22 protein-coding genes and 1 other RNA gene are annotated in these 21,728 nt (G+C 66.4%); 8 read left to right on the top strand and 15 right to left on the bottom strand.

Annotated elements, in window-relative coordinates:
- Positions 1-344: 344 nt before the first annotated feature.
- Positions 345-941 (top strand): hypothetical protein, encoded by a 597-nt coding sequence (locus QX135_RS31170; RefSeq protein WP_316182150.1) that lies wholly within the window; start codon positions 345-347, stop codon positions 939-941.
- A 238-nt stretch (positions 942-1,179) separates the two neighbouring features.
- Here QX135_RS31170 and QX135_RS31165 read toward each other — a convergent pair whose 3' ends face one another.
- The 10 genes from QX135_RS31165 to tkt all read right to left on the bottom strand — a co-directional run bounded on the left by QX135_RS31165 (position 1,180) and on the right by tkt (position 11,594).
- Entirely contained in the window at positions 1,180-1,971 is a 792-nt protein-coding gene (locus QX135_RS31165; protein ID WP_316182151.1) for an inositol monophosphatase family protein, read from the bottom strand.
- Positions 1,972-2,100: 129 nt separating this feature from the next.
- Positions 2,101-3,195, bottom strand: coding sequence for a tetratricopeptide repeat protein (locus QX135_RS31160; RefSeq protein WP_316182154.1), 1,095 nt, complete (start codon positions 3,193-3,195; stop codon positions 2,101-2,103).
- Between the two features lie 9 nt (positions 3,196-3,204).
- A complete protein-coding gene (locus tag QX135_RS31155; RefSeq protein WP_316182155.1) occupies positions 3,205-3,882 on the bottom strand; it encodes a thiamine phosphate synthase in 678 nt (225 codons plus the stop codon).
- Positions 3,882-4,904, bottom strand: coding sequence for a class I fructose-bisphosphate aldolase (locus QX135_RS31150; RefSeq protein WP_316182157.1), 1,023 nt, complete (start codon positions 4,902-4,904; stop codon positions 3,882-3,884). The genes QX135_RS31155 and QX135_RS31150 overlap by 1 nt, the downstream gene beginning before the upstream one ends.
- Before the next feature lie 448 nt (positions 4,905-5,352).
- Positions 5,353-6,420 (bottom strand): class II fructose-bisphosphate aldolase, encoded by a 1,068-nt coding sequence (gene fba / locus QX135_RS31145; protein ID WP_315775420.1) that lies wholly within the window; start codon positions 6,418-6,420, stop codon positions 5,353-5,355.
- Between the two features lie 196 nt (positions 6,421-6,616).
- The gene (locus QX135_RS31140; protein WP_316182160.1) at positions 6,617-6,874 is read right to left on the bottom strand and encodes a hypothetical protein; all 258 of its coding nucleotides are present in this window, start codon (positions 6,872-6,874) and stop codon (positions 6,617-6,619) included.
- Between the two features lie 46 nt (positions 6,875-6,920).
- Positions 6,921-8,111 (bottom strand): phosphoglycerate kinase, encoded by a 1,191-nt coding sequence (locus QX135_RS31135; RefSeq protein WP_316182163.1) that lies wholly within the window; start codon positions 8,109-8,111, stop codon positions 6,921-6,923.
- 27 nt (positions 8,112-8,138) lie between these two features.
- Positions 8,139-8,282 carry a hypothetical protein gene (locus QX135_RS31130; RefSeq protein ID WP_316182165.1) on the bottom strand — a complete coding sequence of 48 codons (144 nt, stop codon included), beginning with the start codon at positions 8,280-8,282 and terminating at the stop codon, positions 8,139-8,141.
- Positions 8,283-8,387: 105 nt separating this feature from the next.
- Entirely contained in the window at positions 8,388-9,395 is a 1,008-nt protein-coding gene (gene gap, locus QX135_RS31125) for a type I glyceraldehyde-3-phosphate dehydrogenase (RefSeq protein ID WP_316163372.1), read from the bottom strand.
- Between the two features lie 213 nt (positions 9,396-9,608).
- A complete protein-coding gene (tkt, locus tag QX135_RS31120; RefSeq protein ID WP_316182167.1) occupies positions 9,609-11,594 on the bottom strand; it encodes a transketolase in 1,986 nt (661 codons plus the stop codon).
- Positions 11,595-11,862: 268 nt separating this feature from the next.
- On the opposite strand from tkt, the gene QX135_RS31115 reads away from it, so the two are divergent.
- Positions 11,863-12,213, top strand: a complete 351-nt coding sequence (locus tag QX135_RS31115) for a DUF4164 domain-containing protein (RefSeq protein WP_315771745.1) — start codon at positions 11,863-11,865, stop codon at positions 12,211-12,213.
- Entirely contained in the window at positions 12,210-12,593 is a 384-nt protein-coding gene (locus tag QX135_RS31110; RefSeq protein ID WP_315734404.1) for a cell division protein ZapA, read from the top strand. Before QX135_RS31115 ends, QX135_RS31110 begins: the two co-directional genes overlap by 4 nt.
- A gap of 303 nt (positions 12,594-12,896) precedes the next feature.
- Here QX135_RS31110 and QX135_RS31105 read toward each other — a convergent pair whose 3' ends face one another.
- Both QX135_RS31105 and QX135_RS31100 read right to left on the bottom strand, forming a co-directional pair.
- Positions 12,897-13,283 carry an ester cyclase gene (locus QX135_RS31105; protein WP_316182169.1) on the bottom strand — a complete coding sequence of 129 codons (387 nt, stop codon included), beginning with the start codon at positions 13,281-13,283 and terminating at the stop codon, positions 12,897-12,899.
- Positions 13,284-13,348: 65 nt separating this feature from the next.
- Positions 13,349-13,552, bottom strand: a complete 204-nt coding sequence (locus QX135_RS31100) for a hypothetical protein (protein WP_316163375.1) — start codon at positions 13,550-13,552, stop codon at positions 13,349-13,351.
- A gap of 211 nt (positions 13,553-13,763) precedes the next feature.
- Between QX135_RS31100 and QX135_RS31095 the strand changes: the two genes are divergently transcribed.
- Entirely contained in the window at positions 13,764-15,032 is a 1,269-nt protein-coding gene (locus QX135_RS31095; RefSeq protein WP_410053236.1) for a serine hydrolase domain-containing protein, read from the top strand.
- A 3-nt stretch (positions 15,033-15,035) separates the two neighbouring features.
- Entirely contained in the window at positions 15,036-15,677 is a 642-nt protein-coding gene (locus tag QX135_RS31090; RefSeq protein WP_315797022.1) for a glutathione S-transferase family protein, read from the top strand.
- Between the two features lie 73 nt (positions 15,678-15,750).
- Here QX135_RS31090 and QX135_RS31085 read toward each other — a convergent pair whose 3' ends face one another.
- Positions 15,751-17,001, bottom strand: a complete 1,251-nt coding sequence (locus QX135_RS31085; RefSeq protein ID WP_315775410.1) for a TAXI family TRAP transporter solute-binding subunit — start codon at positions 16,999-17,001, stop codon at positions 15,751-15,753.
- 117 nt (positions 17,002-17,118) lie between these two features.
- Positions 17,119-17,574 carry a DsrE family protein gene (locus QX135_RS31080; RefSeq protein ID WP_316182171.1) on the bottom strand — a complete coding sequence of 152 codons (456 nt, stop codon included), beginning with the start codon at positions 17,572-17,574 and terminating at the stop codon, positions 17,119-17,121.
- 1,020 nt (positions 17,575-18,594) lie between these two features.
- Between QX135_RS31080 and ssrS the strand changes: the two genes are divergently transcribed.
- The 3 genes from ssrS (at position 18,595) to QX135_RS31065 (ending at position 20,271) form a co-directional block, all read left to right on the top strand.
- A non-coding RNA gene (gene ssrS / locus QX135_RS31075) (6S RNA) lies at positions 18,595-18,756 on the top strand.
- 107 nt (positions 18,757-18,863) lie between these two features.
- Positions 18,864-19,445, top strand: a complete 582-nt coding sequence (locus tag QX135_RS31070) for a 5-formyltetrahydrofolate cyclo-ligase (protein ID WP_315735678.1) — start codon at positions 18,864-18,866, stop codon at positions 19,443-19,445.
- 1 nt (position 19,446) lies between these two features.
- The gene (locus tag QX135_RS31065) at positions 19,447-20,271 is read left to right on the top strand and encodes a TIGR00282 family metallophosphoesterase (RefSeq protein ID WP_315734388.1); all 825 of its coding nucleotides are present in this window, start codon (positions 19,447-19,449) and stop codon (positions 20,269-20,271) included.
- 9 nt (positions 20,272-20,280) lie between these two features.
- Here the strand turns inward: QX135_RS31065 and QX135_RS31060 are convergent, their stop codons facing one another.
- Positions 20,281-21,711, bottom strand: a complete 1,431-nt coding sequence (locus tag QX135_RS31060; protein ID WP_316182173.1) for a methyl-accepting chemotaxis protein — start codon at positions 21,709-21,711, stop codon at positions 20,281-20,283.
- Positions 21,712-21,728: the final 17 nt, after the last annotated feature.

Below are 21,728 nucleotides of genomic sequence, written 5' to 3'. Positions count from 1 at the left end.
AGACAACACAGCAGTGATCGAATAGTGTCAGGGATCAGCCCGGTCCAAAATGTCAGGGATCAACCCGGTCGGTCAGAACGCCGAACGTCGTGGCATGCTCCGTTCAAAAGTCAGTCAGCGGACATCGGTGCGAAGCGCACGATCTGTAGCGGACCGACTGCGCACACATGAATTGGGCGGTGGGTCATTACATCTCGCGGGACTCGTGGACCCCCCCACCCCCGACCCCTCCCCGCAAGGGGGAGGGGAGCGCACCGGCTTCGCGGCCGCGCTCGAAATCCCCTCTCTGTCTGGAGTTCGCCACTCTCCGCGTGTATGATCCGCCGACGTGAAGCGGTAACGGCATGTCGATGTTCCCACGCAAATTGGCTTTCGCGTTTCTGCTGGCTGGCCTCTGCCTCGGCGCTCCCGGGGCTCACGCCCAGTCTGGCCCCGTGAAATACTGGCTGCCGGGCTGGCCGGTCGGCTTCAGCGATGCCGGCAGCCTCGACTCCTACGGCAACTTTCCGAGCTTCACGGCGAACGGCAGCGACAGCGGCTTCTTCGCGCGGCGCTACAGCGTGGCGAACAACTGGTCGGCGCTCACTGGCGTCGGCCTGAGCTCGAACATCGTCAATCGCTACGGCTCGCTCGGCTCGTACACGACCGAAGGCGCGCAATACGGCTACACCTTCAAGAGCGGCGTCAGTGTCTATGGCGGCTTCGAGGCGCTGAAGTACAATCCCGGCCTCGGCGGCCCGTTCGCGACGTTCGATTCGCGCTCGACCTCGACGCCCGCTTATGCGATCAACGGCGGTGTCGAGTTCAAGCCGACGAGCAACGTCAGTTTGTCGCTCGGCTTCAGCTATGCCGGCCAGTCGTCCGACCGCGTCGACAGCGACATCAACTCGCCGGCGCTGCCAGGTGCTACGCCCCAGGCGTTCACCAGCGGGCGGCGGTAGAGCCCGGCAACCAAACGACACCCTCGGTGTCGTCCCGGACAAGCGCGCGGCACGCGCGCGCCGATCCGGGACCCATACCCCCAGGGAGAGGTTTGAGGCACGCTGGTCGACCGGTCTTGCTCAGGCACGAGAGCCGGTGGCTGGGTCCCGGCTCAAGGCCGGGACGGACACCATGTGTGAGGCCAGAGCTCGCGCCAGGCCCGCAGAGTGCAGACTGAGACCCGATCGTAGGCTCGAACTACGCCGCCGCCTTCAGCACCCTCACGAGCTCGCGGTGAATGACCTCGTTGCCGCACACGACGTGCCCAGTCGCCAGCGCGTCCTCCTTGCCGTCGATGCCCGATACGGTACCGCCGGCCTCGCGCACCATGATCAGGCCGGCCGCGATGTCCCAGGGTTGCAGATCGCGTTCCCAATAGGCGTCGAAGCGCCCCGCCGCGACGAAGGCGAGGTCGAGCGAGGCGGCGCCGAAGCGGCGGAGACCGGCGACCTTGACCTGCAGCGAGGTCATCTCGCGCAGGAACAGCTGGTGGTCGCCGCGGCCGATATGCGGCAGGCCGCAGGCGATGACGCATTCGTGGAGCTGGCGCCGTGCGGCGACGCGCAGCCGCTGGTCGTTGAGGAACGCGCCCTTGCCACGCTCGGCGATGTAGAGCTCGTCATTGGCGGGATTGTAGATCACACCGGCGATCACGGTGTCCTCGCGCTGGAGCGCGATCGAGATCGCGAATTGCGGGATGCCGTGCAGGAAATTGGTGGTGCCGTCGAGCGGGTCGACGATCCAGGTGTGCGACTTGTCGCTGCCTTCCCGCTTGCCGCCTTCCTCGCCGATGAAGCCGTAGCCGGGACGGGCCTTGGAGAGATCCTCGTACAGCATCTCCTCGGCCTTCTTGTCGGCGCGCGAGACGAAGTTCGCTGGCCCCTTCAGCGACACCTGCAGGTGCTCGATCTCGCCGAGATCGCGCTTGAGGTTGCGGCCGGCGCGGCGCGCGGCCTTGACCATGACGTTGATGAGGGCGGAATGGATCATGAGCTCGATGCGCTGGGCTGACCGCACCTTGCGGTGCGCGCCTTCCCCGGAAGCGGACGAAGGCGGGTGAAATGGCTGGCTGTGGGTGCCCTGCCGGGGCCGCCGCGTCAAGGCCGGATCAGCGGCCGATCACTTGATGGTGCCCAGCCAGCGCTTGGCGGCCTGCTCGCCCTTGGCACGGTCCTCAGGGGGCATGTCGGCGAATTTCTCGTCGAGCTTGGGATCGCCCTTGCCGGCCGTCTTGGCCACCAGGTGCCATTTGTAGGCCTCGACCTTGTCCATCTGGGTGGCGATTCCATACAGCAGCACCCATGCCAGCCGGTTCTGGGCGACCGGGCTGTTCTGCCGCGCGGCCCGGCGCAGCAGCGCGATGGCCGCGGGCTGGTCCTTCGGCACGCCGGTGCCGTTGAACAGCGCGATGGCGTATTCGACCTCGGCGTCGACATTGTCGGCAATCGCGGCGGCCTGCAGCAGGCGGGCGGCCTTCTCCGGGTCCTGCGGGACGCCGGTGCCCGACTTGTAGAACGTCGCCAGCGCATATTGCGCCTCGGGACTGCCGGCGTCGGCCGCCATGCGCAGCAGCTCGGCCGAGCGCTTGAGGTCCTGGGGCAGGGTCTGGCCGTCGAGATAGAGCAAAGCGAGATTGTAGGCGGCCTTGGGCTCACCGAGCTTGGCGGCGGAAGCGAGCAGCTTCACCGCGTCCGGCTTGTCGATCGGGCCGCCGCGCCCCGCCAGCCGCATCATCGCCAGCGCGAACATCGCCTCGCGGTCGCCGGCCTCGGCGGCGCGCTTGTACCAGGTCGCCGCCTTGTCGTAGTCGCGGCGGATGCCCATGGCGTTTTCGTAGAGCTGGCCGAGCATCGCCATCGCCTTGGGATCGCCGGCCTGGGCGCGCGGCGACGCCAGGTCGAAGGCGGTCTTGTACTGGCCGCGCTGATAGGCGCCGTAGACCAGGTCGACATTGGGATCATTGGCGGCGGGCTGCGGCGTCGTGGCCGGTGCAGGAGCCGCCGGCTTGCCGGAGGGGGAAGGGGCCGGCTTCTTTGCCGCGGGCGGTGCCGGCGGCCTGGGCTTCTCAGCCGCCTTCTCCGCCGGCCGTTCGATCGGCTTGGGCTTTTCCGTCGGCGGCTGCAGAGCCGGCGGCGTCAACGAGATCTGCGCGGCCGCGCCCGTCATCGCCATGGCGAGCGCAGCAACAACACATGTCAGGCGCAGGATCGTCATCGGCCCCGTTCAGCTCTGTCCCGGCGCGTCGGCCGGCGCGGCCGCATATGCGCTCCGGATCGCGGTGCTGACCTCTGCAAGCGCCGCGGCGGGACCGCGGGCGTCGTTCCAGACGAGGTCGTCGACCAGCACGAAATCGGCTCCGGCCGCGACGAAGTCGGTGGCTTCCTTGAGCGAGATCGCATAGCCGACGCAGGGCGGCTCGAACAGCTCCGCCCACCAGGCGAGGCGCTCGTTGACGGCATCCGGCGACGGCCGCCGTCCCTGCGCATCGCGCTCGCCGAACAGCACATAGTCGGCGCCGAGTTCGCCCGCACGCATCGAATCATGGCGTGTCGACAGGCCGCCGCCGCCGGCGATGCGGTCCGGCTTCAGCCCCGGCAGCGCCTCCTCCAGCGCAGCGACGCCGGTCAGATGCGCGCCATCGGCGCCGGCGCGGGCCACGATGTCGGGATGGCCGTCGATCAGCAGCGCCGCACCGGCGCCCTGGATCGCCGGCGCCAGCGTCTTGACCGCCGTGATCATGCTGCGCGGATCGTTCTCCTTCAGCCGCACCAGCACCGCCGCCACATCGGCGTTGGCGAGGATCGCTGGCAGGTCGGCGGCAAGCGCCGCCGCATCGGTCACGACCGGCGTTGCCAGATAGAGGCGCGGTGCGGGTCGCGCGGAAGTCGTCTTGCCGGACACTATGCGGCCTCTTTCTCGAGCGCTGCGGTCCACTGGCCGCGGCTTGCAAGCGCGTTCATGCGGGCGCGGTGGGTGAAGGCCCGCTGGCCGGCGGGGACGTTCGCCGCCTTGCCGGCCCATGCCTGTTGCGGCGCCGCCTGCAGCGCGCGGCCATAGGAGAAGGTCAGCCTCCAGGGCAGCGGCCCGAGCCGGTTCATCGCGTCGAGATGCGCGGTGGCGCGCTCGTCCGACTGTCCGCCGGACAGGAAGGCGATGCCGGGCACCGCCGCGGGCACGCATTCCTTCAGCAGTTGGACGGTCCTTTCGGCGACCTCCTGCACCCCGGCCTGGTCCGGCGACTGCTTGCCGGGCACCGCCATGTTGGGCTTCAGGATCATGCCCTCCAACGCGACGCGCTGGATGCGTAATTCACGAAACACCTCGTTCAGGACGCGGCGCGTGACGTCGAAGCAGCGACCGATGTCATGATCGCCGTCCATCAGCACCTCCGGTTCGACGATCGGCACGATGTTCGCGGCCTGGCACAGGGCGGCAAAGCGGCCGAGCGCATGCGCGTTGACATGGATCGCTGTCATCGAAGGGATATTGTCCTTGTCGATATCGATCACGGCCCGCCATTTGGCGAAGCGCGCACCCAGCGCGTAGTACGTCGCCAGCCGATCCGCAAGCCTGTCGACGCCGACCGTGACCCGCTCGCCGGGGCAGCCGGGTAGCGGCTGCGTTCCCTCATCGACCTTGATGCCCGGAATGCCGCCGGCCGCCTCGATCAGCTTCACCAGCGGGGTGCCGTCGGCGGCGTTCTGGCGGATGGTTTCGTCATAGAGGATGACGCCGGAGATGAACGACATGCCTGCGCTGCGAAACAGCATCTCGCGATAGTCGCGGCGGTTCTGTTCGGTCGATTCCACCTTGATGGCATCGAAGCGCTTCTTGATCGTCCCGGTCGATTCATCGGCGGCGAGGATGCCCTTGCCCGGCGTGACCATGGCAAGGGCCGTGCTGTTCAGTGCGGAGAGATTCATGCTTGGCTCCAGACGCACCTGCCCTGCCCATCAAAATAGACGGTTCTCGGGCGGATGCCGAGCAAACATTGGCCACAGCCAAGGCAGGCTCTCGCAGAGGTGAAGGAGAGATTGCTGATCAGACGACCTGTCGCGTCAAAGGCAGCCGACTCCCCTTGCGGGGAGGGGTTGGGGGTGGGGGTCCACGCGCGCTGAATTCAGTGAGTTGCGTCTACAATCGTCCCTCGTCAATCGCTATGGGGGTGCGCGCGGTCAGGCCTTCGCTGTGTCGCTCATAACTCATAACTGCAAGATCGCCGACACGTGCTATCGAGCCCATCACTGATAGGATCACTCGGAGACCCCCACCCCCGACCCCTCCCCGCAAGGGGGAGGGGAGCTCACTGCCGTCGCGGTGACCGCCGAGGTCTAGCAAGCTCAGCGGGCTGAGTGGGCTGTAAACGCCGGCTCACGCCACCTTCGGATCGAGCTCGCCCTTGGCGTAGCGCTTGGCCATCTCGGCGGTCGTCAGCACGCGCTTGATCTTGGAAGCCTGGCCGGCGGTGTTGAACTCCTGCAGGCGCTGCTTGCACAGCTTGGCCATCGCCTCCATCGCCGGCTTCAGGTACTTGCGCGGATCGAACTCTTCCGGGTGCTCCGAGAGCACCTTGCGGATCTGGCCGGTCATCGCCATGCGGTTGTCGGTGTCGATGTTGATCTTGCGCACGCCGTTCTTGATGCCGCGCTGGATTTCGCTGACCGGCACGCCCCAGGTCGGCTTCATCTTACCGCCGAAGGAATTGATGATCTCCTGAAGGTCCTGCGGCACCGACGATGAGCCGTGCATCACCAGATGCGTGTTCGGCAGCTTGCGGTGGATCTCCTCGATCACGTTCATGGCGAGGATGTCGCCGTCCGGCTTGCGCGTGAACTTGTAGGCGCCATGCGAGGTGCCCATCGCGATCGCGAGCGCGTCGACCTTGGTCTCACGCACGAACTTCACCGCCTCGTCGGGATTGGTCAGCAGCTGATCGTGCGACAGCTTGCCCTCGGCGCCGTGGCCATCCTCCTTGTCGCCCATGCCGGTCTCGAGCGAGCCGAGCACGCCGAGCTCGCCCTCGACCGAGATGCCACCGAGATGCGCCATGGTGGCGACCGTCTTGGTGACCCCGACATTGTAGTCCCAGTCAGCCGGGGTCTTGCCGTCGGCCTTCAGCGAGCCGTCCATCATCACCGAGGTGAAGCCGGACTGGATCGCGGTCATGCAGGTGTCGGGACCGTTGCCATGGTCGAGATGCACGCAGACCGGAATATGCGGATAGATCTCGGTGACCGCGTCCATCATGTGCTTGAGCATCACGTCGTTGGCGTAGGAGCGGGCGCCGCGCGAGGCCTGGATGATGACGGGCGCGTCGACCGCATTGGCCGCCTCCATGATCGCCAGCGCCTGCTCCATGTTGTTGATGTTGAAGGCCGGGACGCCGTAGTCATTTTCCGCCGCGTGGTCGAGCAATTGACGCAACGTGATACGAGCCATGGCTGGAACTCCCTGAGATTAAGGATTGGACCGTGCGGCGGCTGACGCACGCGTCGAAACTGCTGCACCGTGCATAACGCGGTGGTGGGCGGATTCCAAGGGCAGTGGCGACGCAGCCCGGAGGAGGAGGCGATCAGGATATGTCTAGGGTTAGCGCGTAGGGCTGGCGCCTTGCCGGTAGCTCAACGATGGGAGATCAGGTCTTCCTGGCTTCAAGAGCAGCGATGCGCTCCTCGACCTCGGTGACACGCTCGTCGAAGTCACTGGCGGCCGCGCACATCATCACCAGCATGCCGGCAGAGTCCCGACGCTGCTTGCGGATCAAGGCTTCCATGCGCTCGTGCTCGGTCCGATTATCCAGCCTGAACTGTCCGACCTCTGTCCGGAGCGCAGCAATGCTCTCCTGAATCGTGATCAGGATCTGCGGATCGGCATCTGTCGGAGTCTCGACCATGGATGGAACATAACAGAAACATCCATGGCCGACAAGGGCCGGCAGATCAGGCCTTCAGCACCTCGACGCCCGGCAGCGGCTTGCCTTCCATCCACTCCAGGAAGGCGCCACCGGCGGTCGAGACATAGCTGAAGTCCGAGGCAACTCCGGCCTGATTGAGCGCGGCGACGGTATCGCCGCCGCCGGCCACCGAGACCAGCTTCTTGGCCTTGGTGCGTTCGGCGGCATGCTTCGCGGCGACCATGGTGCCGCGGTCGAACGGCGTCAGCTCGAAGGCGCCGAGCGGACCGTTCCAGACCAGCGTCGCCGCATCGTCGATCGCGGCATGGATGCGCGCGGTCGATTGCGGGCCGACGTCGAGAATCATGCTGTCCGGCGGGATCGCGTCGAGCCCATAGGCGAAGGACGGCGAGTTCGCCGCGAAGTGATAGGAGACGGTGGCATCCACCGGCAGGATGATGGCGCAGTTCGAGGCTTCCGCCTTCTCCATGATCCGAAGAGCGGTGGCGGCGAGATCCTTCTCGGCCAGCGACTTGCCGATCTGCACGCCCTGGGCATGCAGGAAGGTATTGGCCATGCCGCCGCCGATCACCAGCGCATCGACCTTGGTGACGAGGTTTTCCAATAGGTCGATCTTGGTCGAGACCTTGGCGCCGCCGACGACCGCGATCACGGGCTTGGCCGGCCGTCCCAGCGCCTTGTCGAGCGCGTCGAGCTCGGCCTGCATGGTGCGGCCGGCATAGGCCGGCAGCTTGTGGCCGAGGCCCTCGGTCGAGGCGTGGGCGCGGTGCGCTGCGGAGAAGGCGTCGTTGACCCAGATGTCGCCGAGCTTGGCGAGCTCGGCGACGAAGGCCGGATCGTTCTTCTCTTCCTCCTTGTGGAAGCGCGTGTTCTCCAGGCACAGCACGTCGCCGTCCTTCATGGCGGCAATGGCGCTCGCGGCCGGCGCGCCGATGCAGTCATCGGCAAAGGCGACCGGGCGCTTGATCACCGCGGACAAAGCGGCGGCGACCGGCTTCAGCGACTCCTTCGGATCACGCCCCTTGGGCCGGCCGAAATGGGCGAGCAGGATGACCTTGCCGCCCTTGGTCGCGATCTCATTGATGGTCGGCGCGACGCGCTCCAGGCGCGTGGCATCGGTGACGTGACCATTCTCCATGGGCACGTTGAGGTCGACGCGCAGCAGCACGCGCTTGCCTTTGACGTCGACGTCGTCGAGGGTGCGGAATTGTTTCATTGAAGCCACCGTAAAACGAGGGACTAATCAGTGGTGATTATATCCGTCGGTGTTTTCCGGCGGATCGCCTTCCTGCTTCGCCGTCACCCGCATGCCTTGGCGGAAGCCATAAGCGATCAGGCCGATCAGCAACATCGCACCGGGGATACCGAGCCAGTTGGGAAGGGTCATGACGCTTCCTCAGTCGTCATTCCGGGGCGGTCCGCCGGACCGAACCCGGAATCTCGAGGTTCCGGGTTCGATGCTGCGCATCGCCCCGGAATGACTGGCAGATGGTTACAGCAGCTTGCCGATCGCCACGGCCGTGTCGGCCATGCGGTTGGAGAAGCCCCACTCGTTGTCGTACCAGGACATCACGCGCACGAGGTTGCCGTTCATGACCTTGGTCTGGTCCATGTGGAACGTCGAGGAGTGCGGATCGTGGTTGAAGTCGATCGAGACGTTCGGCGCCGTGGTGTAGCCGAGGATGCCCTTGAGCTCCTGCTCGGACGCGCGCTTCATCGCCTCGTTGATCTCCTTCGGATCGGTGTTGCGCTTGGCGACGATCTTGAGATCCACCACCGACACGTTCGGCGTCGGCACCCGGATCGCGACGCCGTCGAGCTTGCCCTTGAGCTCGGGCAGCACCAGGCCGATCGCCTTGGCCGCACCGGTCGAGGTCGGGATCATCGACATCGCCGCCGCGCGGCCGCGATAGAGATCCTTGTGCATGGTGTCCAGCGTCGGCTGGTCGCCGGTGTAGGCGTGGATCGTGGTCATGAAGCCGGTCTCGATGCCGACCGTGTCGTTCAGCACCTTGGCGATCGGGGCCAGGCAGTTGGTGGTGCAGGAGCCGTTGGAGACGACGAGGTGCTCCTTGGTCAGCGCGGTGTGGTTGACGCCGTAGACGATGGTGGCGTCGGCGCCGTCGGCCGGCGCGGAGACCAGCACGCGCTTGGCGCCGGCGGTCAGGTGCGCTGAGGCCTTGTCCTTTGAGGTGAAGATGCCGGTGCATTCCAGCGCGATGTCTACGCCGAGATCCTTCCAGGGCAGCTTCGACGGATCACGCTCGGCCGTCACCTTGATCTTGCCGTTGCCGATGTCGATGCTGTCACCGTCGACGGTCACGGTGTGGGGGAAGCGGCCGTGCACGCTGTCGAAGCGCAGCAAATGGGCATTGGTCTCGACCGGGCCGAGATCGTTGATGCCGACCACCACGATGTCCTTGCGGCCCGATTCCGCGATGGCACGCAGAACGTTGCGGCCGATGCGGCCAAACCCGTTGATCCCGACCCGGACTGCCATTTTCGTCTCCTTCAATGACGTTTCTCATCCCCGTCGGCAGCCTTCTCACGGGCCCCACGAGGGTTTTGGAACTGTTGCCGCCCGGTTCTGCCGGGCGGGAGCGGACGATATGGTCCTTTCGTAGTCCTTTTTTTGCGATCGCTCAACCGTCGCGAAGCACGTTCGTGCGGCGCTCCTGATTTGGTGAACCGCCGCGCAGGGTCGAGCGGGCCTTTACGCCAGCCGCTGTACGGCCGCCGCGACAGCCGCCTCGGCGGTGATGCCGAAATGCTTGTAGAGCTCCTTGGCCGGTCCGCTCTCGCCGAACGAATGCATGCCGATGAAGATGCCGTCCTGGCCGATGACCGCGTCCCAGCCCCAGCGCACTGCGGCTTCGACGGCGATCTTGACCGGCGCGTTGCCGATGATCTTGGCCCTGGTCTCGGCCGGCTGCTCCAGCAGCAGCTCCAGCGACGGCACCGAGACGACGCGGGCTGGGATGCCACGCTCGGCGAGCTGCTTCTGCGCCGCCACCGCGATCTCGACCTCGGAGCCGGTCGCGAACAGCGACACCTTGGCCTCGCCCTGGGCGGCGACCAGCTCATAGCCGCCGCGGCTGCACGGATTGTCCGACGGCGCTGAGGTGCGGAGCTGCGGCAGGTTCTGCCGCGTCAGCGCCAGCACGGTCGGACCGTTGGTGCGGTTCAGCGCCAGCTCCCAGCATTCGGCGGTCTCGACCGCATCGCACGGCCGGAACACCCGCATGTTGGGGATCGCGCGCAGCGCGGCCAGATGCTCGACCGGCTGGTGCGTCGGGCCGTCCTCGCCGAGGCCGATCGAATCATGCGTCAGCACGTAGACGACGCCGGCGCCCATCAGCGCCGACAGCCTGATAGCGCCGCGCGCATAGTCCGAGAACACCAGGAAGGTGGCGCCGTTGGGCGCGAAGCCGCCATGCAGGAAGATGCCGTTCATGCAGGCGGCCATGCCGTGCTCACGGATGCCGTAATGGATGAAGCGCCCCTTCGGCGTCTTGGCCGAGAACGAGACAGCCGACTTCGCCTTGTTGTTGTTGGAGCCGGTGAGGTCGGCCGAGCCGGCCACGAACTCGAACGGCATTGCGGCTGCGATCACCTCGATCGCGGCCTCCGACGATTTGCGGGTGGCGACGTTGAGCGGGGTCTCCAGCAGCGCCTTCTTGTGGTCCTTCAGCGCCTTCGCCAGTGCGGCGGGCCGCTCGTGGCGCAGCCGGCGCTCGAACTCGGCGCGCTTGCGCGGGCCCATCTCGCCAAGCCGGGTCTCCCATTCGCCGCGCGCAGCCGCGCCGCGGCGGCCGGCCTCGCGCCAGGCGGCGAGCACGTCGTCGGGCACCGAGAACGGCTCCTGCGAAATGCCGAGCTTCTCCTTGGCGCCCTTCAGTTCCTCTGCCCCGAGCGCCTCGCCATGCACCTTGGAGGTGCCGGCCTTGGTCGGCGCGCCGTATCCGATCGTGGTCTTGCAGGCGATCAGCGACGGCTTCGACGACTTCTGCGCCCGCGCGATCGCGGCCGCAATCGCCTCGGGATCATGGCCGTCGATCAGCTCGGCGGCCCAGCCGCACGCCTTGAAGCGCTTCACCTGGTCGACCGAGTCGGCAATCGACAGCGGGCCGTCGATCGAGATGCCGTTGTCGTCCCACAGCACGATCAGCTTGTTGAGCTTCCAGTGCCCGGCCATCGCGATCGCTTCCTGGGAGATGCCCTCCATCAGGTCGCCGTCGGACGCCAGTACATAGGTGTGGTGGTCGACGATCTTCTTGCCGTATTCGGCCTGCAGCATCTTCTCGGCCAGCGCCATGCCGACCGCGGTGGAGATGCCCTGGCCGAGCGGGCCGGTGGTGGTCTCGATCCCCTTGGTGCGGAAATTCTCCGGGTGGCCCGGCGTCAGCGAATCGACTTGGCGAAAGCGCTTGATCTGGTCGAGCGTCATCTCCTCGTTGCCGGTGAGATACAACAGCGCATAGAGCAGCATCGAGCCGTGGCCGGCGGAGAGCACGAAGCGGTCGCGGTCCGGCCAGGCGGGCGCTGCGGCATCGTATTTCAGCACGCGGGTGAACAGCACGGTGGCGACGTCCGCCGCGCCCATCGGCAGGCCCGGATGGCCCGATTTGGCCTTCTCGACGGCGTCCATTGCGAGCCCGCGGATGGCGTTGGCCATGCGGGAATGATCGACCTGCGTCATGCTGGAATCCGTCCAAACGTGAAATGCTGATGACAGGAGCGCCGCCGGTATTGCTGGCGGGCCGGGATTTTGCGGGCTGATTAGCACCTCGGTTCCGGGAATCAAAGGTTCTGCAACGCCGGGAACCTCCCAAAAGTTGCTTAGTAGTGCATAGTTTCGGCCGAGCGTTGCGCTTGGCTCGCCCAGCACGTAAGATTTTGCCCGTAACCGCTTGCCGGACAGCGCTTTTGTCGCATCCCGCTGGCTCCGAGGGCCTCGCATCCGTGCCATGAACGATCACCCTGCCAATCTTACCGGCCAGGTGGAACCCGGCGCCGCCGATCTCGAGGCGGCGACGCGGCGACTGATGACGGCCCTCGACGCGCTGGAGAGCGCGGTCGAGCGGCGGCGCGAGGCGGATCGTGACGAGGACGAGCTCGCCACGCGCATCCAGGCGCTCGGCGCCGACCGCTCGCGTCTCGCCGACGAGCTCGACGGCTCGTTGATGAAAACGCGCCGGCTCGAGCGCACCAATCGCGAGATCGCCGAACGTCTGGACACCGCGATCGGCACCATCCGCACCGTGCTCGCTGGCGGCGACGGGCAGAACGCCGCTGAAGACGATGAGGACGAGGAATGAGCCACATCAACGTCACCATCAACGGCCGCCAATATCGCATGGCCTGCGAGGAAGGCCAGGAGCTCAGGCTGCTCAAGCTCGCCGAGAGTCTCGAGCAGCGCATCACCAATCTGCGCGGCAAGTTCGGCGAGATCGGCGACGCCCGGCTCACGGTGATGGCCGCGCTCACCGTGTGCGATGAGCTGATCGATGCCAATCAGCGCGTGCAGGTGCTGGAGCAGGAGCTCGAAGGCCTGCGCAACGTGCGCAACCAGTCCGCCGACCGCGCTCGTGCGACTCAGGTCGCGGTGGCGAAAGCCCTCAACGCCGCCGCGGAGCGTATCGAGCGCACCACGCAGGTGCTCAACCGCACCATCGGTGGTGGCGTGGCGATCGGGTGAGGTGATTCAAGCCCTCGCGGCAACGAATAATCGCGTTGTGAGTTTCTCCATCAGCGATTGTCTGACCCGCGGCCTCATCCAAGGTGTCGTCCCGGCCTTGAGCCGGGACCCATACCGCGCGACCTCCCGATCGGCCAGGATGGCTGCGGACGGGTGCAACAATAATCAGCTGTGGTTATTGGGCCCTGCTTTCGCGGGGACGACAGCGGAGAGTTTGGCGACAGCCCCGGCCACGACCAAGCGAACATGGCGCGACGAGGTTCGGACAACATTGGGGCGCTAGTGCCGGCCCCGCGTTCGCATTCACAGCTGCGCCTCGATTGCTGTCTTGTCGATGACCGACCACACCTCGGCGATCCTGCCGTTGCGGAATTCGTAGAACACGTTCTCGGTGAACGACACGCGCCGGCCGTTGATGGCAAGGCCGAGAAATGCGCCGCGAGGCCGGCAGTCGAATTCCAGCCGGCTCGCAACAAGGGGCGGGTCTGACAGCAGCAGGCCGATGTCGAAACGAAGATCGGGAATGTCGGCGAAGTTGCCGATCAGCATGTCGCGATAGCCGGCAAGTCCGAGCTGCCGGCCGTTGTGAACGACGTGCTCGTGCACGAAATTGCCGAGCTGCGGCCAAGCCTGCGCATTCAGGCAGGCGATGTAGGCGCGATAGTGATTGGCGAGCTCGGGTCCGGTCATGGCGCTGCGTCCGTTCGAAACGAGAGCAGGCAACCTCTCGCAACGGCAACGGTTCCGACCAGGGATCAAAGTCCTCCTAAGATCAGTGCGATGGTTTCCAACGGGAATGCCGCCGCCAGGGCGCCGACGGTCAGGCCGATGACGCCCAGCACGACGGCGCCGATCCAGCCGCCTGAGTGAAGGCCGACGGCAACACCTGCGAATGTGCCTGTCGCCATCGCGCAGACAGCCCAGAGAGTGTGAAGGATGAGTCCGATCGTCCTAAGCATGCGTGATCTCGCGTGTCAGCGGTCTCACCCGTCCCCCTCCGATTGGTCGCGCGGATACGCCGTTGTGCGGCAGCGAAGCCGATCACGTCATCGCGATGCGATCGTGTTGCGAGCGCTTGTCGTTCGCTACGGGCTGCCTTACTGCTTCCTGAAGCGGACTTGTCGAATCCTGCGAGACAAGCGGGATCGTCCGCACATCAGGGAGGTGCACTTGAACAAGCTGATCCTTGCGGCGGCGGCCGTCGCGCTCACAACGATCATTGCGCCGCTCGCCGCCGCGCCCCTGCCGGAGGCCAAGCCCGACGAGGTCGGCTTCTCGCCGGCGGGTCTCGCGCGCATGGACGATTTCTTCGCCCGCGAGATCGCCGCCAAGCGCGTGCCCGGCGCGGTCGTGGCGATCGCGCGTGACGGCAAGCTCGTGCATTACAAGGCCTACGGCCAGCTCGATCCGGTCAAGGGCACGCCGATGCCGCTCGACGCGATATTCGCCCTGGCCTCGATGACCAAGCCAATGACTGCGGTCGGCGGGCTGATGCTGATGGAGCAGGGGAGGCTGCCGCTGCAGGCCAGGCTCGCCGACTACTATCCGGCCTTCGCCGACATGAAGGTCGGCGTCACCCAGGAGAACGGCGCGCTGCTGCTGATGCCGCAGGCCCGCCCCATCCTGATCCATGATCTCTACCGCCACACCTCGGGCCTGATGTATGGCGGGAGGCCGGACAGCTCCAGCCCGGTGGCGCGGCTCTATCCCGACGGCACCGCGCCGGCGATCGAAGGCGACACCCAGGCCTTCATCGAGCGCATCACCAAGCTGCCGCTGGCGCATCAGCCCGGCACGCAGTTCGAATACGGCTTCTCCATCGACGTGCTCGGCGCCGTGATCGAGAAGGTCAGCGAGCAGCGGCTCGAGGAATATCTTTCAACCAATGTCTGGAAGCCGCTCGGCATGGCCGATGCGACGTTCGCGCCGACCGACGCACAGCGCCCGCGGCTGGCGCATCCGTTTCCGAACAATCCACTGACCGGCAAGCCGCAGGCGATCAAGCTCCTGGACACGCCGACGAAGTCGGACTGCGGCGGCGCCTGCTCGTTTGCCACCATCGGCGACTATGTCCGCTTCGGCCAGATGCTGCTCAATGGCGGCGAGCTCGATGGCGTGCGGATCCTGAGTCCGAAGACGGTGCACCACATGACCTCCAACCATCTCGGGCCCGAGATCAAGAACACCGTCGCCACGGTCGAGCCGCATCGCGCCGGATTCAGCTTCGGGCTCGGCGTCGCCGTGCGCGTCAGCGAGGGCCTGTCGGCGGTGCCCGGCAATCCCGGCGAGTTCAGCTGGAACGGCGCCTATGGCACGCAGTTCTTCTGCGATCCCAGGGAGCGTCTCGTCGTCGTGGTCGGCACGGCGGCGCCTGGGGACTTGCGCAAATATTATCGGGAGCAGGTGCAGGACATCGTCTATGGCGCGATGGTGAAATAGCGCATGCTCACGGTTCATCACCTCGGCAAGTCGCAGTCCGAACGTATCGTCTGGCTCTGCGAGGAGCTGGAAATTTCGTACGAACTGAAATGCTACACGCGCGACGCCCGGACGATGCTGGCGCCGCCCGAGTACAAGGCGCTGCATCCGATCGGCGCGGCGCCCGTGATCACCGACGGCGAGCTGGTGCTCGCCGAGTCCGGCGCGGTCGTCGAGTACATCATCGCCAAATACGGCCACGGTCGGTTGCGGCCCAGGCCGGACGATCCGAGCTTCGCGCCGTTCCTCTACTGGCTTCATTTCGCCAACGGCACCCTGCAAGCCGCGATGGGCCGGCTCATGATCCTCAACCGGCTCAATCTGCCGGACGACAATCCCGTGCTCGGCGCTATCAGGGGGCGGCTCGACCGCGCCTTTGCAGCCGTCGAGACGCGCTGCGGCGAGGCGGACTATCTGGCAGGCGGCGCGCTTACCGCCGCCGACATCATGACGGTGTTTTCACTCACCACCATGCGCTACTTCCTGCCCTACGACCTCGCGCCGTTCCCGAACATCCGCGCCTACCTCGCGCGCATCGGCGCCCGCCCGGCCTATCAGCGCGCCATGGCCAAGGGGGACCCGGGCATGGCGTTGTTGTTGAGCTGATCCCGCTCAGCCTGCGTGCCACCACGCAATGACGTCATCCGGCGTAGAGGCGATCGCTGTGAGCCCGATCGCCTCACCTCCCCTGCCGCTTGCGGCTCCAGTCCAAGAACGAGCGATACAGCTCCTCCTTCTCCGCCTTCGACGTCGGCGCCTTGGCCTGCGATTCGAGAAAGGCCTCGAAGCGCTCCTGCTGCGACAGACTGCCGGTCGCGGCGGGCGGCAGGCCGACATTGGCCTCGTTCTTCATCCGCTCCAGCACGGCGTCGACATAGGGATAGCGCTGCCAGCCCGGCACCTGGGCCTCGAGATTGAGATCCTTCCAGCCCGGATGGAACGGCGGCTGCTGCAGCCGCGCGAGGTTGGTGAACAGCGCATCGACGAAGCGATTGACGCGGTCGGCGCGGTCGCTGCCCGGCTTCCAGTTGTAGACGGCCAGCACCGACGGCACGGCGATGGTTTCCACGGCGGTGTCAGGTGCGACCAGCCCCGGATAGGTGTCGGCCTTGATGCTGGTCGGATAGTAGAAATCCGAGAATTGCTGCGTGTACGGCACCGGCACGAAGTGGAATCCAGGATCCGCCTTCTTGCCGCTGAACAGCTCGCCGGGCTTGGAGGCGACATAGACCATCGCGGCGATCTCGCCCTTGTGCAGCTTCTCCAGCGCAACAGGACCACCGATGGCGACAGGCTCGATGTCGATGCCGAGGCGCCGGAAGATCAGCTGCCCCGTATGCGCGGCGGCAACGCCGGCCGTTCCAACCGCGATCTTCTGGCCCTTCAGATCCTGCAGCGACTTGAACTCCTCGCGCGCATAGATGTGCACGTCGGAGATGAAGAAGCGCAGCACGTAGCGGATGCGGTCGTTGATGTTGGAAAGGCCGGCCTGCTTGGCGTAGAAGTCGAACGCATCGGCGTAGGTGACGGCGACGTCGACGCCGCGCAGATACAGGAGATCGGCGATGTTCGAGGTGGTGCCGCGCGTCACCATCGGGATCAGGCGCATGTTGTCGCCATCGTCCATCGTCCGCGCCATCTCGCTGGCGAGGCGGACGAAGCCGCCGTCGGGCAGGCCCGCGGCCAGGCCGACGGTCCATTGGTTCATACGCGTCTTGATGGCGGCTTCATCCGAGGTGCTCCGTGGCTCGGGCGCGCGGGTCTCGGAGACCCGACGCTGGACGGCCCGCCGTTCGGACGCGCGCGCAGGCTTGATCGAGAGCGGAGCGGCGGACTGCTCTTGCGCCCGCACCGCGCCGACGGGGGTGAGCAAGGCAGCCGAAAGCGTTGCCAGCACCAGCAGCGCTGGCCGGGCGAGTACTCTGTGCATGTGACTAGTCCCCGATCGCGTCTGCTCGCCATTCCCCCGAGCAGACTGATGACACAGATCAATCCAAGATCGTATCTCAATGAGCCCTAAACCTGGCAGTTTTGGGGCAAAAACTACCTAAGGTTTCAGGTAGCTCCAGCCGCTCTCCTGCAATTCCATCAGCCTCACTGCGCCCGAGGGCACCAGGCTCGCTTCGGCGACGATCGCAATCGGATGTCCTTCGCGTTTCTCCATGCCGCGTTTGGTGATGTTGCAGGCGGAGAACCTGATCTTGGCGGGAAAGCTGAGCTCTGCGATCTGCTTGAGCCGGTCCTTCACCGGCGAGGTATCCTCGCGCAGCATGTTCAGCCCGGGTCCATAGGTGACGAGCTCGATCTCGACCTCCTCGCCCTTCTCCTTGAACGTCTCCATGATGTTGGTGACGTTGTTCAGCGCCAGATTCATGATCGCCGGATCGTTCTGATCGACCTGGATCGAGACGCGATGAATCTTGACGTCGGCGGCGAGGCTCGCAGCAGCCGACGCGATCAGCAGCGCGCAGGCGGCCGTGACAGTTTTGAGATCGAAGCGCATGCCAGGACTCCAATGTACGATACACGGCATTGGGATGTGGGCATGATCTGCCACAACCTCAGCTTCGACCGATGAGCCCCAATCGTGGCGACACTATGCGCTGCCGACACGGCGCTGCCGCGGGAGCGCCGTCATCGCCACGGCGTCATTGCGAGCGCAGCGAAGCAATCAAGACTGCATCTGCGGAGAGATCCTGGATTGCTTCGGCGCAAGGGCGCGCTAGTCCGGGACGACGGCGGAATGCTGGGCTGGCGGCACGCGAGCAGATGCACGTCGTAAACTGCATGACGGGCAATCCGCACATATCCATCATGCGCAAACTGCCCGTCGCGTTACGATGTCGCAGGCTGCGCGGCTTGTCACGTCGGGCAAATCAGGTCGATCTTTTCGCCCGTCCTGCTGCCGCATGAGGGGCGTTTCGCGACCGTCACGGACCGTTGGCAGTGGGATGCGATGGGCGTGAATTGCCGCAGCGTGAGCTACTTCACGCGGACGAACGGCGATGCACGTACGGTCAAGTCGCGTGGTCCTGACACCCCGATGCTGGTGTCCCGCGCAATGCGCGCAAGCGCGTTGTCGCGCATGGTGGCCAACAAGCCCGGCGCACCAAGGAGATCGCGAAGCAGCCGTTCAAACCGTCGCGCAGGGAAGGCCGGGTGTTTCCGGCTGCACCTGTGGTACCTGCCGCCTGCATTTTTTTGAGCAGGCGGGCCACGGGCGTCAGCCGACGCCCGGCCTTCCCTGTGCCCTCTGTCTTGAGGGGGGCGATCGAGATCAACAGCTCGGACGCAACGCGTCGCGAGGACGCGAGCCCATGCCATGTTCTGTTGTGTTGCCGCCGCCCCATCGCTGTCATCGCCGGCGCAGTGTGCGCCGCGGTCCCTCGACTTCGCCATCGCCGTCACGGCGTACTGCGCGCCCGGTCGGGCCGGGCGACGACGCCGAATGTTGGCAACCGTGTCGCGCCTCGATCCGCTTCCACCGCTGGCAAAATCATCCCGTGATGGTTACATTGCAACTGCGAGGCTGCGACGCGCGTCCGGAACCAACATATCCCCGGGGCCTTATCGATCCTTTAGGGAACTGTCCCTGGCCAGGTCTGTGGACCTGGACATATGGTGCCCACCTACTTTCGTAGGGAACTCCGGGATCGAGCGTTTCAACGGCGATTGCGGCTTCGCGCTTGTTTTCCGTCTCTCCTCTCCCCTTCGGTTGCCGACCTGCTGCGTTTCTGTAACGTTTGCGTGCCCGCGTCCGCCCGCCCGTCACGGAGGTCACGTCGCATGCCGATGAAGGCCGCTCAGCACACCAAGCAGCAGCTCCGAGCCGCAGCCCTTGTCGCGCGCGACGCGTTGAGCGACGAGACGCGGAGCGCGGCCGCGCAGGCGATCGCCGCGCGCGGGCTCCCCTTCGCATTCGAGCCCGGCACGGTCGTCTCCGGCTATGCGCCGGTCCGCAACGAGCTCGATCCGATGCCGTTGCTGCGTGAGCTGGCGGGGCAGGGGGCGCGGCTGGCGCTGCCGGTCGTGCTGGCGCGCGGCCATTCGCTCTCGTTCCGCGCCTTCGCGCCGGGCGACCGGCTGACGCTCGGGTCGCTCGGCATCCCCGAGCCATCGCCGGCAGCCGCCGAGCTGGTGCCCGATGTGATGCTGGTGCCGCTCGCCGCCTTCGACCGCACCGGCCACCGCATCGGTTACGGCGGGGGCTACTACGACTACACCTTTTCGCACCTGCGGAAGATGCATCACGTCATCGGCGTCGGCCTCGGCTTCGCCATTCAGGAAACCGAGGCCATCCCGGCCTTGGCCCACGACGCGGCGCTGGATTATGTGCTAACCGAGCGCGAGACCTTGGATTTCCGGAGCAATTGAGTTGCGAATTCTCTTCGTCGGCGACGTCGTCGGCCGGGCCGGCCGCAGCGCCGTCTCGGACCACCTTCCAGGCTTGATCCGCGATTGGGCGCTCGATCTCGTCATCGTCAATGGCGAGAACGCGGCCGGCGGATTCGGCATCACCGAGGCGATCTATCAGGAGCTCGTCGATGCCGGCGCCGACGCGGTCACGCTCGGCAACCACTCCTGGGATCAGCGCGAGGCACTGGTGTTCATCGAGCGCGCGCCGCGCCTGGTGCGCCCTGCGAACTATCCGGCAGGCACGCCCGGCCGTGGCGCCGCGCTGATCGACGCCAAGAACGGTGCCCGCGCGCTGGTGGTCAACGTGCTCGGGCGCGTGTTCATGACGCCGTTCGACGATCCGTTCGCGGCGGTCGGCCGCGAGCTCGGCGCCTGCCCGCTGCGCGAGGCGGCGGATGCGATCGTGGTCGACGTGCATTGCGAGGCCTCCAGCGAGAAGCAGGGCCTGGGCTATTTTTGCGACGGCCGCGCCAGCCTCGTCGTCGGCACCCATACGCATGTGCCGACGGCCGATCACCGGATCCTGCCCGGCGGCACCGCCTACATGACCGATGCCGGCATGACCGGCGATTACGACTCCATTATCGGCATGCAGAAGGACGAGCCGCTGCGCCGCTTCCAGTCGGGCATCCCGTCGGCGCGCTTCGAGCCGGCCTCCGGCGAGGCGACGTTGAGCGGCGTGGCGGTCGAGACCGACAACGGCACCGGGCTTGCGATCAAGGTCGCGCCGGTGCGCATCGGCGGCCGGCTGTCGCCGACGAGGCCGGCGTTCTGGGGAGGATGAGAGCCTGCGTCAGGCCTTGAGGCGAAAACCCATCCGGAACGCGCCCCAATGCCGGCCCTTGATGACAATCGGCGCGGACAGGTCCTTCATCAGCACGAACTGCCCGCCGCCCATGTCGCGGCGGTAGGTCTGGAGCAGAAACGGCTTGTTGCTGGCGGCGGCCACCTTCTTCACCGCGCGGTCGTCGAACAGCCGGCGGTTGCGGCAGTTGGCGTTGTTCCAGACCGGATCGGGCCCCTGCGGCTTGCGGTAGTTCGGATTGTGCGTCGGCAGATAGCCGCCGCGCGCCCAGGCGACGCAGAACACGATGCGCGGGTCGCTGCCCTGGATCGGGTCCTGGATCGCCGGCAGGACGCGGTCGGTGAACTCGACGTAGCGCGTGATGTACTGCTTGGGATTGGTGCCGGGGATCTCGCGATAGCTCTCGTCCATCAGGTCGGCGAGCGTGATCTCGCCGCGGTCGATCGCCCCCTCGAAGGTCGCCGAGATCTGCCGGGCGGTGTCGACGACGGTCCTGATCAGCGGCGCGTCCGTGGTCTGTACGCCGCTCTCGGCGATCAGCCCGATCAGCGCCTCGGAATGATCGAGCAGCTTGGCGATCCGGCTGTCGGCCTGTTTGAGCTCGACCGAGGACTGGTCGACGCCCTTGGCGAGCTCGTTGAGCTCGCTGATCACGGCGTCGCAATGCGCGAGGTTGGAGGTCGCGGCCTTCGCCACGCCGTCGATCTCCTGGCCGACGCTGGTGAAGCCGTCCTGGACGCGGACGATGATGCCGCCGATCTGCTGGGCGCCTTCACCGGCCGTCTTGGCGCGCGACGAGGCCTGGCCGCTCTCGCCGAGCAGGCTCTTCACCTGCGAGTCGAGCCCGCGCAGGGTGTCGCCGATCTGCTGCGTGGCCTGCCGAGTCGCCTCGGCGAGCGACTTCACCTCGCTGGCAACGACAGCGAAGCCCCGGCCGGCGCTGCCGGCACGGGCCGCCTCGATGGTGGCGTTCAGCGCCAGCAGGTTGGTCTGCTTGGCGATCGCCTCGATCGCGACCGAGACCTTGGCGACCTGCGACAGCGCATCGCCGACCGAGCCGAGCCGCTGCTCGATCCGCTCCACGGAGTCGACCAATTCGGCGATGTGCCGGACCGCGGTGTCGACCACGTTGCGCGACTGCGCGATGTCGCCCACTGCGGCGGTCGTGGCCGATTGCACCGCCTGCGAGGCGGTGGCGATGTCGTGATTGGCCGCGACCATGGTCTTGGCGGTGGCCTGCAGATGCCCGAACCGCTGCGACTGGTAACTGACGCGGGCGGCGACCTCCTGGACGTTGCCGGCGACGTCGGCAAGCTCGACGCCGAGGCCGCCGATGCGGTCGGCGATCTCGTCGATCAGCCGCTCGGCGCCGGTGCGCGCGTCGTGACTTTCCAGAATGGCGCGTTGCGCGACCGACATGTCCAGGCTCCAGGGCT

Source organism: Bradyrhizobium sp. SZCCHNR1098 (assembly GCF_032489375.1).
GTDB lineage: Bacteria > Pseudomonadota > Alphaproteobacteria > Rhizobiales > Xanthobacteraceae > Bradyrhizobium.
This window is presented reverse-complemented; position numbering and strand designations above follow the sequence as displayed.

Bases quoted from the DNA above. Each gene is read 5' to 3' on its own strand.
- QX135_RS31170 (WP_316182150.1), top strand. From the start codon at position 345: ATGTCGATGTTCCCACGCAAATTGGCTTTCGCGTTTCTGCTGGCTGGC.
- QX135_RS31165 (WP_316182151.1), bottom strand. From the start codon at position 1,971: ATGATCCATTCCGCCCTCATCAACGTCATGGTCAAGGCCGCGCGCCGC.
- QX135_RS31160 (WP_316182154.1), bottom strand. From the start codon at position 3,195: ATGACGATCCTGCGCCTGACATGTGTTGTTGCTGCGCTCGCCATGGCG.
- QX135_RS31150 (WP_316182157.1), bottom strand. From the start codon at position 4,904: ATGAATCTCTCCGCACTGAACAGCACGGCCCTTGCCATGGTCACGCCG.
- fba (WP_315775420.1), bottom strand. From the start codon at position 6,420: ATGGCTCGTATCACGTTGCGTCAATTGCTCGACCACGCGGCGGAAAAT.
- QX135_RS31140 (WP_316182160.1), bottom strand. From the start codon at position 6,874: ATGGTCGAGACTCCGACAGATGCCGATCCGCAGATCCTGATCACGATT.
- QX135_RS31135 (WP_316182163.1), bottom strand. From the start codon at position 8,111: ATGAAACAATTCCGCACCCTCGACGACGTCGACGTCAAAGGCAAGCGC.
- QX135_RS31130 (WP_316182165.1), bottom strand. From the start codon at position 8,282: ATGACCCTTCCCAACTGGCTCGGTATCCCCGGTGCGATGTTGCTGATC.
- gap (WP_316163372.1), bottom strand. From the start codon at position 9,395: ATGGCAGTCCGGGTCGGGATCAACGGGTTTGGCCGCATCGGCCGCAAC.
- tkt (WP_316182167.1), bottom strand. From the start codon at position 11,594: ATGACGCAGGTCGATCATTCCCGCATGGCCAACGCCATCCGCGGGCTC.
- QX135_RS31115 (WP_315771745.1), top strand. From the start codon at position 11,863: ATGAACGATCACCCTGCCAATCTTACCGGCCAGGTGGAACCCGGCGCC.
- QX135_RS31110 (WP_315734404.1), top strand. From the start codon at position 12,210: ATGAGCCACATCAACGTCACCATCAACGGCCGCCAATATCGCATGGCC.
- QX135_RS31105 (WP_316182169.1), bottom strand. From the start codon at position 13,283: ATGACCGGACCCGAGCTCGCCAATCACTATCGCGCCTACATCGCCTGC.
- QX135_RS31100 (WP_316163375.1), bottom strand. From the start codon at position 13,552: ATGCTTAGGACGATCGGACTCATCCTTCACACTCTCTGGGCTGTCTGC.
- QX135_RS31090 (WP_315797022.1), top strand. From the start codon at position 15,036: ATGCTCACGGTTCATCACCTCGGCAAGTCGCAGTCCGAACGTATCGTC.
- QX135_RS31085 (WP_315775410.1), bottom strand. From the start codon at position 17,001: ATGCACAGAGTACTCGCCCGGCCAGCGCTGCTGGTGCTGGCAACGCTT.
- QX135_RS31080 (WP_316182171.1), bottom strand. From the start codon at position 17,574: ATGCGCTTCGATCTCAAAACTGTCACGGCCGCCTGCGCGCTGCTGATC.
- QX135_RS31070 (WP_315735678.1), top strand. From the start codon at position 18,864: ATGAAGGCCGCTCAGCACACCAAGCAGCAGCTCCGAGCCGCAGCCCTT.
- QX135_RS31060 (WP_316182173.1), bottom strand. From the start codon at position 21,711: ATGTCGGTCGCGCAACGCGCCATTCTGGAAAGTCACGACGCGCGCACC.